Source organism: Fructilactobacillus carniphilus (assembly GCF_024029675.1).
Lineage (GTDB): Bacteria > Bacillota > Bacilli > Lactobacillales > Lactobacillaceae > Fructilactobacillus > Fructilactobacillus carniphilus.
Window position 1 is genome coordinate 381,450 of the sequence record NZ_CP097121.1, and the last position, 13,457, is coordinate 394,906.

Genomic DNA, 13,457 nt, shown 5'->3' on the forward strand with positions numbered 1-13,457 from the left:
AGGAAACCACATGGTACAACAATATCGAGTTGGTCGGCTTCAACAAGAAATTCAAAAAGAAGTCGATGACATTTTATTGAAGCGCGTGCGTGATCCGCGGGTGCAAGGAGTTACGGTCACTGGTGTTAAAGTGACAGGGGACTTACAACAGGCCACCATTTATTACAGTATTTTGTCGAGTGACAAAGCAGAACAAGAAAAGGTTCAGCAGGGACTCGATAAAGCCACGGGGTTAATCCGGGGCGAACTGGGTCACCGCTTAAGTATCTACGTTACTCCGGAGATTCATTTTGAACGAGACGAATCGATTGAGTACGGAAGTAAGATTGACCAGTTGATTAATAAATTAAATCAATAATTAAAAATGACTGAGAAAAATTTTCTCAGTCATTTTTGCGTACATATACGAAGGAGGGAGCAAATGATCAACGGAATTATCCCGTTATATAAGCCGTTAGGCATGACTAGCTTTGGTTGTGTCAGTAAAATTCGTGGCATCGTGCACCAAAAAAAGGTCGGACATAGTGGCACCCTCGATCCCAACGTGGATGGAGTGTTACCAATTTGTTTAGGCAATGGGACCAAGGTGGTTGATTATCTGATGGCCACCGGGAAGACCTATCGAGGAGCGATTACCCTGGGTTTTGCGACAACCACTGAAGATTTGGATGGTGAAATTGTTGCCGAACAGCATGATTTTAAGCCCCTGACCGATGCACAAATTAAAACGGGATTAACGCACTTCATTGGTTCTCAGATTCAGACGCCGCCCATGTATTCGGCGGTCAAGGTGAACGGACGTCGCTTGTATGATTATGCCCGCCATGGCGAAACCGTCAAACGGCCGCAACGCACGATTCGGGTCACTGATTTCTATCAAATTGGAGAGTCCATTGTTGATCGAAACGCTGGAACCCAAACAATTTTCTTTGAAGTGGACTGTGGCAAAGGAACCTACGTGCGGACGTTAGCGGTCGACTTTGGTCGCGACTTTGGCTTACCCGCCGTGATGTCACAACTAACTCGGATTGCTAGTGGTGGATTTGATATTCAGCAAACGGTTGCTTTAGAAACTCTGGAGGATGCGCAACAAGCCGGACAATTAGATCAGTTCGTTTATCCAATTGACCATGCGCTTCACGCCTTTGCACACGTTGACTTGACGGCTGAACAGTGGGCGCAGGTCCAACATGGGGCCTTTTTACCAGCATCAGACTTGCAGACTACTGAAGCAGAAATCGTTTTACGCTATAATGGTAGCGATAAGGCTTTATACTACTATGATGAGGGTCACCAGCGGTATAAACCACAAAAAATGTTTAGTTTGGAGTAACGAGCAATGGAAATTATCAAGTTGGCCTATCCGTTAGAAGCAGAGCAACAATTTCCGGCGCCAGTGGTGTTAGCAATGGGCTTTTTTGACGGAGTGCATCTCGGACACCAGAACGTCATTAACCGGGCAAAGGAAATTGCGTTAGAGCGGCAGCTGCCGCTCGCCATTTTAACCTATGATCATCATCCAGCACTGGTATATCAAAAGCTAACCGGAGATGCTGCGCGTTATTTAACCTTATACGACGCAAAGTACCAGTTATTTAAACGGCTCGGGGTGGATTATGTGTATGAGGTTAACTATGACTATGACTTTCAAGCGCAAGCACCCCAGACATTCGTGGATAATTTTATTGTTCGGATGGGCGCCACGGTAGTCGTAGCTGGTTTTGATCATACCTACGGAACTAAGGACGCCGCCATGGCTAACTTAGGAGAATATTCCCACCATCGGTTTACCGTCGAAACGGTTCCTGCGTTGTTGCTGGACGAGAAAAAAGTTAGTTCGACTCGGGTGCGCCGGAATTTGAGTGACGGTCACTTGGAAACAGTTCGGCGCTTATTGGGCCGGTCATTTGAAATTAATGGAACTGTTGTTCATGGCCTAGCACGGGGTCGGACCCTTGGGTTTCCGACTGCTAACGTGCAATATGATGACTTACAACGAATGCCGCCGCTAGGAGTTTACATTGTCTTGATGCAGATTAATCACCAGTGGTATCCCGGGATGGCTTCGATTGGAAAAAACGTGACCTTTGGCGATCAAAATCCCGTGACGCTGGAGGTTAATTTATTGGATTTTCAGCGCAATTTGTATGGGAAACGAGTTCAAGTTCAATTTTTGAAGAAAACTCGTGATGAGGTTAAATATCAAGGAGAAGCGGCATTGATTGACCAATTAAACCGAGATGAGCAAGAAACCAGAAACTTTTTTCAATCTATGGAAGCGTAATTCTTGACCTTAATAATGATCCTTGATACAGTATAACTGTACCTTAGCACTTGGTGATTGAGAGTGCTAAAAAGAGGTGGTGAAGATGCTCACTGACAGACAAAACTTGATCCTTAAACAGATTGTTGATGAATATTCGCAAACGGGGGAACCCGTTGGTTCGAAATCTTTGGCACAACACTTGCCAATTAAAGTTAGTTCAGCAACGATTCGGAACGAGATGAGTGTGCTTAGTCAAAATCACTTTATCGAACAGGTGCATACTTCTTCGGGACGAATTCCTTCTTATCAAGGTTATCGCTATTACGTTGATAATTTGACGAAACCGATTCCATTAGAAGTCCAGGCACGCGACTACATTACAGAAATGTTGGACGGGTCGTTTAAACAGTTAGACGATATTGTCAGACAATCGGCTGATTTACTCTCCCAGATTACTGATTATACGGCACTAACGTTTACTCCGATGCTGCAACAGCAGGATGTAGTCGAGTCCTTCCGCCTCACGCAAATCAACCATCAGAACTTCATGGCCATTATGATGATGAAAAGTGGTCTAGTGCAAAGCCAACCATTTTTAACCGAGCAACCGTTGACGAGTACTGACGGAAGCCATGTAGAAGCTTGGTTAAATCAACATCTACGTGGCGAATCACTAAGTCAGGTAACGCAAACGTTAGAAGCGGAGCTTGCAAGTGGTAATCAGCAGCTTGCTGATTTTACGCAAATTGTGAACGCGTTTGTGGTAGTAGCTAATAAGTTACGTCATGAGCAGTTCTTTGTCAGTGGTAGAAGTAACCTCTTTCACGGGGTGGGGGCTGAAACATTTGCAAACTTGAAACCGCTCTACTCCTCGTTGAGTTCGGCAACTGACTTAGAAACGATTTTACAATCTAGCGGTCAAGATGTATCGGTGCGATTAGGTTCAGAACTGCATAATGATTTATGGCGGAATTACAGTATCATCAGTGGAACCTATGATGCTGGTGCGCATGGGGTTGGACGGATTGCGGTAATTGGTCCGACCCGAATGTTTTATCCACGGGTGATGGGCTTGGTAGACGCCTTTCGCGATGAACTACAAACAAGAATTCGTAGTTACTATCATGACTACGATCAGTAAGGAGGGTTAGCATGGCCAAAGAAAAAGAAACCAAAGCCACGAAAAAAGAGCAACCAGCTGGGCAACAAAAGCCAGCAACAAAGCAAGCAGCTGACGAACAACCAAAAACGGATGTTGCGACTGAGCAAACGGAAAAGTTGCAGGCTGAGGTTGCTAAGTTGCAAGAACAACTCGATGGGGCGCAAAATGATTATTTACGGTCCCAAGCAGAGATTCAAAACATGCAAAAACGGAATCAAAAAGAAGTCAGTGAAATGGCTAAGTATGGTCCCCAGCAGCTAGCCAAAGACATCGTTCCGGCATTGGATGATTTAACCAGAGCGTTAGACGTTCAGGTTGATGATGAAAGTGGCCAGCAACTAAAGACTGGGATTGAAATGGTGGTTAAACACCTAGACAAGGCGTTAACTGATAATGATATCCACGCCGTTGATGAAGTGGGAGTGCAATTTGACCCGGAGATTCATCAAGCGGTGCAAACAGTGCCAGCGAGTGATGAACATCCAGCCGACACAGTTGTGCAAGTGTTACAAACCGGTTACCGATTAGCTGATCGGGTAATTCGACCAGCAATGGTAATCGTGGCACAGTAAATTAAGGATAAAAGGAGATAATACCATGGCAAGTAATAAAATTATTGGAATTGACTTAGGGACCACCAACTCAGCAGTGGCTGTAATGGAAGGTGGCAAACCCAAAATTATCACCAACCCAGATGGGTCCCGCACGACTCCATCAGTAGTGGCCTTTAAAGATGGAGAAACCCAAGTTGGTGAAGTTGCTAAACGGCAAGAAATCACTAACCCCAATACGGTTCGTTCCATTAAGAGCCACATGGGTGAACAAGGCTACACGGTTGATATTGCTGGGAAGAAATACACTCCCCAACAAATTTCAGCAATGATTTTGCAATACATCAAGGGCTACGCTGAAGACTACCTTGGTGATACGGTTACCGAAGCAGTTATCACGGTTCCAGCTTACTTTAACGATGCCCAACGGCAAGCCACTAAGGATGCTGGTAAGATTGCTGGATTAGACGTAAAGCGGATTATCAACGAACCAACTGCTGCTTCTTTAGCTTACGGATTGGACAAACAAGATAAAGACGAAAAGATCTTAGTTTACGATTTAGGGGGAGGAACTTTTGATGTTTCCGTCCTTGAATTAGGTGACGGGGTCTTCCAAGTACTGTCAACTAACGGTGATACTCACTTAGGTGGGGATGACTTTGACCAACGGATCATTGATTGGTTAGTTAACGACTTCAAACAAGAACAAGGTGTCGATTTATCCCAAGACAAGATGGCTTTACAACGGTTGAAGGATGCTGCTGAAAAAGCAAAGAAGGAACTCTCTGGAGTTAACCAAACTGAAATCAGCCTGCCATTCATCGCTTCCAACGATAACGGTCCATTGCACTTGCAAACCACTTTAACGCGGGCTAAGTTCAACGAATTAACTTCTGACTTGGTTGACAAGACCAAGGTGCCATTTGAAAATGCCTTAAAGGATGCTGGGTTAAGCACTAGTGACATTGATGAAGTCATCTTAAACGGTGGTTCCACCCGGATTCCTGCTGTGCAAGAAGCCGTTAAGAACTGGACGGGCAAGAACCCGAACCACTCCATTAACCCGGACGAAGCCGTTGCTTTAGGAGCTGCTGTTCAAGGGGGAGTCTTAACTGGTGACGTGAAGGACGTTGTGCTCTTAGATGTTACCCCATTATCCTTGGGAATTGAAACCATGGGTGGCGTAATGACGAAGTTAATCGATAAGAACACCACGATTCCAACTTCCAAGTCCCAAACCTTCTCGACTGCTGCTGATAACCAAACAGCCGTTGACATTCACGTGCTGCAAGGGGAACGGCCAATGGCTGCCGACAACAAATCGTTAGGTCGGTTCCAATTGACTGATATTCCTGCTGCTCCACGGGGAGTTCCACAGATTGAAGTTACCTTTGACATTGATAAAAACGGGATTGTAAACGTTTCTGCTAAGGATAAGGGAACTGGTAAGGAACAAAAGATTACCATCAAGGACTCCAATGGTCTTTCCGACGATGAAATCGAAAAGATGATGAAGGAAGCCCAAGCCAACGAAGAAGCCGACAAGAAGAAGAAAGAAGAAGTTGACTTGAACAACGAAGTTGACCAATTAATCTTCCAGACTGATAAGACTTTGAAGGATGTTGAAGGTAAGGTTTCTGAAGCTGAAATTAAAGAAGTGAAGGATGCTGAAGAAGAACTGAAGAAAGCCAAAGCAGACAACAACTTGGACGACATGAAGGCCAAAAAGGATGCTTTGAACGAAAAGGTGCAAGCAGTAGCCGTAAAACTTTATCAACAACAAGCTCAATCCGGTCAAAACGGTGATGGCGCTAACGATGATGCTACGAAGCAAGACGATGGCAACACCGTTGATGGTGACTTCCACGAAGTTAACGATGACGACAAAAAATAATTGAGCACGTTTCAAGTTCCTCGAAAAGTGGGAGCTTACCGGAGTGAACGACCACGAAGGTGATCAAAAAGCCAAAGCTGATGTGAACTGCTTTGGCTTTTTGTTTTAGAACCGCAACTTTAAATCAGGGAGGATTAGAGAATGGCAGCAAAAGATTATTATGATGTCTTGGGTGTTTCCAAGGATGCTTCTGAAAAAGACATCAACCATGCTTATCGTCATTTATCCAAAAAGTACCATCCAGACATCAACAAAGAACCAGGAGCCGAAGAAAAGTTTAAAGAAATTACCGAAGCCTACGAAGTCCTGAGTGACAAACAAAAACGGGCTAACTACGACCAATACGGATCTGCTGATGGTCCCCAAGGTTTTGGTGGTGGAGCCGGCGGAGGCGGTGGCTTCGGCGGCGCTGGTGGTGCCGGATTTGGGGACTTCTCAGATATTTTCAGCGATCTATTTGGGGGTGGCGGTCGACGTCAAACCGATCCTACGGCACCCCAACAGGGTGAAGATCTGCAGTACCAAATGACCTTGACCTTTGACGAGGCCATCTTTGGGAAAACTACCAAGATTAACTACAGACGAGAAGCTCAATGTCCTGATTGTCACGGAACGGGAGCTAAACCAGGAACTCATCCAGAAACCTGTCCTGATTGTCATGGGACCGGACGGATTGCTAGAACGGTGAACACCCCGATGGGACAAATGCAAACCCAAAGTGCTTGTCCACGGTGTGATGGAACCGGAAAGATTATTAAAGAAAAATGTCAGAAATGTGGTGGCGCTGGTAAAATCAGCGAAGACCACGAGGTGGAAGTTAAGGTTCCGGCCGGAGTTGAAGAAGGACAACAAATGCGTTTACAAGGACAAGGAAACGCCGGGATTAACGGCGGTCCTTACGGTGATTTATTCGTTGTCTTCCGGGTTCTACCTAGTAAGGACTTTCAACGAGACGGATCCACGATTTACTACAACAAGGACATTTCCTTTACGGATGCAGCCCTTGGAAACGAAATCGACGTTAAAACCGTGTATGGAAATGGGAAATTAACCATTCCAGCCGGAACCCAAACGGGCACGGTCTTTAAGTTAAAAGGAAAAGGGGCTCCACGTCTGCACAGCGATAGTAAGGGAGACGAAATGGTCCGCGTGACCGTGGTTACACCTAAGAAGCTATCACCAGAACAAAAATTGGCTTTAAAAGCATTTGCCGAAGCCAGTGGAGAAAACCCAATCCCCGAAAAGGGCTTCTTTGAAAAATTAAAGGATAAATTGAAATAATTGGTGCAAATAGAGCGAGATGTAAATCTCGCTCTATTTGTTTCTGAACCGGGCCATTGGTATAATTAAGAAAAATGACCGACCGAAGAAAGCAGGAATGAACGTGGATTATCAAGAAATGAAAACGGCCCAACGTAAAATCAGAAATTTTGCGATTGTAGCCCATATTGACCATGGGAAATCCACTCTAGCGGACCGGATTTTGGAGCTCACCGATACGGTGTCCAAGCGCGAAATGAAGGATCAGCTACTGGATAACATGGATTTGGAACGCGAACGAGGCATTACGATTAAATTGAACGCCGTCCAGTTAAAGTATCACGGGAAAGACGGTGTGGATTACGTATTTCACTTGATTGATACCCCGGGACACGTGGACTTTTCGTACGAAGTGTCCCGGAGCTTAGCTGCCTGTGAAGGAGCCATTTTGGTGGTGGATGCTACTCAAGGGATTCAAGCGCAAACTTTGGCTAACGTTTACCTTGCCCTTGACGATGATTTAGAAATTTTACCGGTGATTAACAAGGTCGATTTACCGTCTGCTGAACCGGAACGAGTCAAGAAGGAAATTGAAGACGTGATTGGTTTAGATACCAGTGACGCAGTCGAAATTAGTGCCAAAACGGGCTTGAACGTGGATAAGCTGTTAGAGGAAATCGTGGCTAAAATTCCCGCTCCCACGGGTGCCATTGACGCTCCGTTAAAGGGATTGGTCTTTGACTCTATTTATGATGATTATCGGGGTGTGGTCCTCAGCGTGCGGATCTTTGAGGGGGTTGTAAAAGCCGGAGACCGGATTCGGCTGATGAATAGTGGTAGCGAATACGAAGTGACCGAAGTGGGAGTTAATTCCCCTAACCCATTGCCCCGCGACTTCTTGATGGCTGGTGATGTTGGTTATCTAACTGCTAGCATTAAAGACATTACCCAAACTCGAGTAGGGGATACGATTACGCTGGCCAATAATCCAGCGGAGAAGGCGTTACCGGGTTATCGGGAAATGATTCCGATGGTTTATGCCGGACTCTACCCAACTGACAACGCAAAATTTGAGGATTTACGGGAAGCGCTAGAAAAACTGAAGTTAAATGATGCCTCGCTCGAATTTGAACCAGAAGTTTCTGAAGCCCTCGGTTTTGGGTTTCGGTGTGGGTTCTTAGGTTTACTGCACATGGATGTAGTTCAGGAACGACTCGAACGCGAGTTTAATCTAGATTTAATTACCACGGCACCGTCGGTAACCTATCACGTTAATTTAACTGGTGGTGACATGGTGGAAGTGGAAAACCCAGCTGAAATGCCAGACGTTTCTGCCATTAAAAGTATTGAAGAACCTTACGTGAAAGCCACAATCATGGTTCCCAATGACTACGTGGGCGCCGTGATGAAACTCTGTCAGGCGCGGCGGGGCGAATTTGTGACGATGGAATATTTGGATGACGCCCGGGTTAATGTGATTTATCAAATGCCCTTGTCAGAAATCATTTTCAACTTCTTCGACAAACTCAAGTCTAGTACCAAGGGGTATGCTTCACTGGATTACGAAGTGGACGGTTATCACGCCAGTGACTTGGTTAAAGTGGATATCTTGTTAAATGGTGATCAAGTGGACGCGTTGAGTTTCATTGCCCACCGTCAGTTCGCGGAAGAACGGAGTCGTGACATTGTCCGGAAACTAAAGGAAATTATTCCACGGCAAAACTTTGAAATTCCAGTCCAGGCGGCCATTGGTTCCAAGATTATTGCTCGGACCAACATTAAGGCGTACCGGAAGGATGTTACTTCTCGGATTCACACTGGGGATCCAGACCGGCGCGCAAAGTTGTTGGAAAAGCAAAAACGCGGGAAGAAGCGGATGAAGGCCGTGGGGAAGGTGGATATTCCCCAGGAAGCCTTCATGACCGTTCTGCAGTCGGATACGGAGCAGGATGGAAAGTAATTAGCCAATTATTGAAAACTGATTAGATTATTCTAGGAGTCGTAGTGCCAATTTAATTGGAATTATTACTCCTTTTTTCATTTGAATTTCTTTGTTCATTATTTAACAAAGTGAGGTATAATAAAGTTATTAATTTAAGATAGAAAGTAGGAATGGACATGAAAAAAGTTGCTTTAGTTACTGGAGCAGGACAAGGAATTGGAGAAGCAATCGCGAAACGTTTACACCACGATGGCTTTGCGGTGGCCTTAGTGGGTCGAACCCTGGACAAAGTCGAAGCGGTGGCCAAAGAAATCCAAAATGACCATGGCGATGCAATCGCGATTCAAGCCGATGTCGCCAACCGTGATGAAGTTTTTGCCGCTGTGCAAAAGGCTTCCGATCACTTTGGTGATTTTAATGTGATGGTTAATAACGCCGGAGTGGCACCGACGACCCCTATTTTTGAGGTAACTCCAGAAATTCTAGAAGAAGCCGAACGAATTAACGTCGGTGGAACAATTTGGGGCATTCAAGCAGCGGCCACGATGTTTAAGAAGTTAGGTCATGCTGGTAAAATAATCAACGCTTCCTCGCAAGCCGGAATGACTGGAAATCCCAACTTAACGGTTTATGGCTCTACCAAGTTTGCCATTCGAGGGATTACCGAAACCACGGCGAAGGAATTGGCAGACGATGGAATCACGGTCAACGCCTTCTGTCCCGGAATCGTGGTAACACCAATGATGAACGACATTGCCCAACAAGTGGCTGATAAAGCAGGGAAACCGTTTGAATGGGGCATGGAACAGTTTGCTAAGGACATCGCTTTAAAACGGCTTTCGCAACCGGAAGACGTTGCTGGGTGTGTTTCTTATCTGGCTGGACCAGATTCAAATTACATGACCGGACAATCACTCTTGATTGACGGTGGAATGGTCTTTAATTAATAAAAATGGCTGAACCTGAATTTAAACAGGTTCAGCCATTTTTTAGTTAACGCCAGCGACTAGCTCTTTTAGTAGGAAGAATTAGGAGAATTAAGAGCCATAGGGTCCCGATAACCGGTACTATTTGAATCCAGAACCACCATCCTGAGTGGTTAGAATCGTGGAGCCGGCGAAAGGTTACAGAAATGCTCCCAATCCAGGCCAAGAAAAACATGATTAAGTAAATGATTAAAATTACTTGGGCAGATGTGGTGCCTGCTAAAACTCCCAATAACCAGGCGACTATCAGCGCCAGGAGGTAGTTAAAAATAAGGGGAATCCAGAATTCGACGAGCGAAGCGGTTCCCGAAAAGTTAAAGATATTATGCCAGAAATTACGGTATGCTCTAAACATGATGGTCCTCCATTTTAAATATAGTTGGTACCATTCCATTATACCAGAGGACAAATGGGCATTTACAAGAACTTGGTGTTGAGATACAATAATACCGAACAAACGTTCGGGAGATGAAATAATGAATTATGATGCAGAACCCCACGGGGTCTATTTTTTCATTGATAATAAGTCCTTTTATGCCAGTTGTGAAAGCGTAGCTCGGGGGTTAAACCCATTAACAGCAATTTTGTGCGTCATGTCAGAAACTGCCAACACCAACGGGGGGTTAATCTTGGCTGCTTCCCCACGTGCGAAGCAACTGTTTGGTCTTCATAACGTGAACCGCCAGTACGAGTTGCCGCACGATGAACGACTCATTTTGGTTCCACCACGTATGAATCTTTATATCAAAAAGAACCTAGAAATTAATCAGATTTTTACTGAGTTTGTGGCCGAAACAGACTTGTTACCGTATTCGATTGATGAGTCGTTGTTAGACATGACCCATTCGTGGCGGTTATTTGGCAATACAGTACAAACAGTGGCTCAGCAAATTCAGCGTGAGATTAAGCGACGCCTGGGTTTGTACGTCACGGTGGGAATTGGAGATAATCCGGTGCAAGCCAAGCTGGCCCTGGATCTTTATGCGAAGCATAACCGGAATCTGATTGGCGAACTGCATTATGAAGATGTACCAACCAAACTGTGGCCGATTCAGAATTTAACGTCCGTCTGGGGAATTGGCAAACGCCAGGCACAACGATTAGCACGATTGGGGATTCATTCGATGGCTGAGTTAGCTGCCGCTAATCCATATGTCTTAAAACAAGAGCTGGGGGTGATTGGAACCCAACTATTTGCGACCGCCTGGGGAATTGACCGTAGTAATCTGCACGAAGATTATCAACCCCAACAACGGAGTTATAGTAACGGCCAGGTATTGCCTCGGGACTACTGTCAGGAAAGTGAACTAGCAGTGGTGATTAAGGAACTAACTGAACAGGTTGCCGCTCGCGTTCAGGCTCATCATTTCCAGGTCGGATCGGTTACGTTACAACTGGGCATTGCTCATGGGCAAGTCGATGCGCACCATCTCTCCCATACCCAGCGGATTCCGGCTACGGATCAAACGGTTGAACTCCGGCAGGTGGTGATGGCAATATTTAAAAAGCTCTGGCACGGGGAAACGATTCGGCGGATTAATCTGGATTTTGGTGATTTAACCCCTGCCGCCGGAATGCAACTGGATTTACTAGCTGATAACCAGCGACGTACAAAGCAACGCGAGCTAGACCACGTCACTGCTGCGATTCGAAAACGGTTTGGAGTAGATGCTGTCTTTCGCGCTCAAAGTCTGTGTCCCGGGGGAACCGCGTTAGAGCGTGCCGGATTGGTGGGAGGTCATAGTGGGGGCAATAGCTATGAATAAGCCGGACGTTTCAACCACCGTTACGACCATTACCCACCGGATTGCCCAGCAATTTCATCCCCGACCAGGAAGTCGATACACCATTTTAATTGTGCATGATCCGTATGCGCTCGCTTTTAACTGGTTCTTGAACATTAAGCATCCCCACCAAAACGTCCGTTCTCAGCCTCTGGCAGTTTTACCCAGGGATTTACAGTTGCTAGAAGCGGTTTTAAAGGGAGTCAGCGAGCAATATCACTTTACGATTAATTATCGAAACTGTGGTAATTTACGCTGGCCGACCACGGGACGCCTAATTGAACAAACGGGTGCTTTGTAATGAATGATCGGTTGGCACAACAATTCTTTGCGCATGATTATCATGATCGAGGGGTCCAAAAGTGGCAGGGATACTTTTTATCTGATCATACCCAACACCTCCGCGAACATCACCAAGCTGTCCAGCAAGCTACTACTTGGGAGAGAATCCCAGCGATGAACCATACAGAAATTAGCCGGAAACTGCAGTACGCTGTGCAAAAGCAGCAGCCGGTTACGCTGATTTGGAAGCAAACCAGGGGCCTGGAAACCCAGTATTTTCAAGCTCAGGGACGGGTAACAGGGCACGAAGCTGGATTGGTACGAATTGACGGTCAGCTAATTCCTTTTGAACTAATTGTGGCAATTAAAAGAAAAAATTAAGCGGTTACACTTTATTATTCTTTGAAAATGACTTATAATAAAGGTGTTCAAAGCTTCACATGGTGAAGTGAACCAAACCCAAAGGAGAGATTACAATGGCATTAGATAACTACTTTACTGGATTACAACACGTAGGGATTCCAGCTACGGATTTAGACGAAACGGTGGCTTTTTACGAAAAGTTAGGTTTTACTAAAGCAGGCGAATTTTTATACCAAGGCAATCGTTGTGCATTCATGAAGTATGACAACTTAATGATTGAAACTTGGGAAGGTGACGAAACTGCTAAGGTTGACGGAGCCATTAATCACATTTCTTTAAATGCAACTGACGCAGCTGCTGCTTTACAAGAAGCTAAGGACATGGGCTTAGATTTAATTGATACTGAAATTCAAACCCGTCCATTCTGGGACAAAGGAATTAAGTTCTTTAACATCTATGGTCCGAACCACGAAAAGATTGAATTCTGTGAAATCGTAAAATAAGCATTTTTAATGGCAGGCGTAGTGATACGCCTTTTTTTTTGTGATTTTAAATGATTATTATCTAAATTCAAGAAATCTTCTTGCCATTTTGGGATTGCTCCAGTACCATGGATAATAGGTTTAATCGAATTTAAAAAATGGAGGTGGATAACGTGTTAGCAATGACCAAAAAATTTTTGCGTGACAATGGTTATCACTACAAAAAGGGTTACATCCGCCCGTTAATGACTCCAGACAGTGTTTACATTTTCCGGTTTGGTAAAGATGAGTTGAATAATCGGATTATTTTACGCTATGGACACGGATGGACTGGACGCCAAAAAATTAAAGAAATTGATTTACGTTTGCATAAACAGAAGCATCCACGGATTTTTAAGACCGAACGAAGTCTCTTGAAGTATCTCAAGTCACACCTTTCGTATCACGAAGCCAAGTTGCAAAAAATTAAAGAAGAACAGTAATTT

15 protein-coding genes are annotated in these 13,457 nt (G+C 45.0%); 14 read left to right on the forward strand and 1 reads right to left on the reverse strand.

Annotated features, from left to right (window positions below):
- Positions 1–10: 10 nt before the first annotated feature.
- The 9 genes from rbfA (at position 11) to M3M37_RS02050 (ending at position 10,022) form a co-directional block, all read left to right on the forward strand.
- Complete coding sequence (gene rbfA / locus M3M37_RS02010; RefSeq protein WP_252767116.1) at positions 11–358, forward strand: 30S ribosome-binding factor RbfA; 348 nt, start codon at positions 11–13, stop codon at positions 356–358.
- Positions 359–421: 63 nt separating this feature from the next.
- Entirely contained in the window at positions 422–1,333 is a 912-nt protein-coding gene (truB, locus tag M3M37_RS02015) for a tRNA pseudouridine(55) synthase TruB (protein WP_252795497.1), read from the forward strand.
- 6 nt (positions 1,334–1,339) lie between these two features.
- A complete protein-coding gene (gene ribF, locus M3M37_RS02020; protein ID WP_252795498.1) occupies positions 1,340–2,284 on the forward strand; it encodes a riboflavin biosynthesis protein RibF in 945 nt (314 codons plus the stop codon).
- Between the two features lie 85 nt (positions 2,285–2,369).
- Positions 2,370–3,407, forward strand: coding sequence for a heat-inducible transcriptional repressor HrcA (hrcA, locus tag M3M37_RS02025; protein ID WP_252795499.1), 1,038 nt, complete (start codon positions 2,370–2,372; stop codon positions 3,405–3,407).
- 11 nt (positions 3,408–3,418) lie between these two features.
- Positions 3,419–4,000, forward strand: a complete 582-nt coding sequence (gene grpE, locus M3M37_RS02030; RefSeq protein WP_252795500.1) for a nucleotide exchange factor GrpE — start codon at positions 3,419–3,421, stop codon at positions 3,998–4,000.
- 25 nt (positions 4,001–4,025) lie between these two features.
- A complete protein-coding gene (dnaK, locus tag M3M37_RS02035) occupies positions 4,026–5,873 on the forward strand; it encodes a molecular chaperone DnaK (protein ID WP_252795501.1) in 1,848 nt (615 codons plus the stop codon).
- Positions 5,874–6,014: 141 nt separating this feature from the next.
- Positions 6,015–7,154, forward strand: coding sequence for a molecular chaperone DnaJ (gene dnaJ / locus M3M37_RS02040; RefSeq protein WP_252795502.1), 1,140 nt, complete (start codon positions 6,015–6,017; stop codon positions 7,152–7,154).
- A gap of 97 nt (positions 7,155–7,251) precedes the next feature.
- A complete protein-coding gene (gene lepA, locus M3M37_RS02045) occupies positions 7,252–9,093 on the forward strand; it encodes a translation elongation factor 4 (RefSeq protein ID WP_252795503.1) in 1,842 nt (613 codons plus the stop codon).
- A gap of 158 nt (positions 9,094–9,251) precedes the next feature.
- Positions 9,252–10,022 carry a (S)-acetoin forming diacetyl reductase gene (locus M3M37_RS02050; RefSeq protein WP_252795504.1) on the forward strand — a complete coding sequence of 257 codons (771 nt, stop codon included), beginning with the start codon at positions 9,252–9,254 and terminating at the stop codon, positions 10,020–10,022.
- A gap of 46 nt (positions 10,023–10,068) precedes the next feature.
- On the opposite strand, the gene M3M37_RS02055 is transcribed toward M3M37_RS02050, so the two are convergent.
- Positions 10,069–10,416, reverse strand: a complete 348-nt coding sequence (locus tag M3M37_RS02055; RefSeq protein WP_252795505.1) for a DUF805 domain-containing protein — start codon at positions 10,414–10,416, stop codon at positions 10,069–10,071.
- 121 nt (positions 10,417–10,537) lie between these two features.
- Between M3M37_RS02055 and M3M37_RS02060 the strand changes: the two genes are divergently transcribed.
- The 5 genes from M3M37_RS02060 to M3M37_RS02080 all read left to right on the forward strand — a co-directional run bounded on the left by M3M37_RS02060 (position 10,538) and on the right by M3M37_RS02080 (position 13,454).
- A complete protein-coding gene (locus tag M3M37_RS02060; RefSeq protein ID WP_252795506.1) occupies positions 10,538–11,827 on the forward strand; it encodes a Y-family DNA polymerase in 1,290 nt (429 codons plus the stop codon).
- Positions 11,820–12,146: a hypothetical protein gene (locus M3M37_RS02065; protein ID WP_252795507.1), complete on the forward strand. Its 327-nt coding sequence runs from the start codon at positions 11,820–11,822 to the stop codon at positions 12,144–12,146. Before M3M37_RS02060 ends, M3M37_RS02065 begins: the two co-directional genes overlap by 8 nt.
- Positions 12,146–12,508, forward strand: coding sequence for a hypothetical protein (locus tag M3M37_RS02070; RefSeq protein WP_252795508.1), 363 nt, complete (start codon positions 12,146–12,148; stop codon positions 12,506–12,508). Before M3M37_RS02065 ends, M3M37_RS02070 begins: the two co-directional genes overlap by 1 nt.
- A 95-nt stretch (positions 12,509–12,603) precedes the next feature.
- Entirely contained in the window at positions 12,604–12,993 is a 390-nt protein-coding gene (locus M3M37_RS02075) for a VOC family protein (RefSeq protein WP_252767129.1), read from the forward strand.
- Positions 12,994–13,145: 152 nt separating this feature from the next.
- Positions 13,146–13,454 carry a hypothetical protein gene (locus M3M37_RS02080; protein ID WP_252795509.1) on the forward strand — a complete coding sequence of 103 codons (309 nt, stop codon included), beginning with the start codon at positions 13,146–13,148 and terminating at the stop codon, positions 13,452–13,454.
- Positions 13,455–13,457 lie beyond the last annotated feature (3 nt).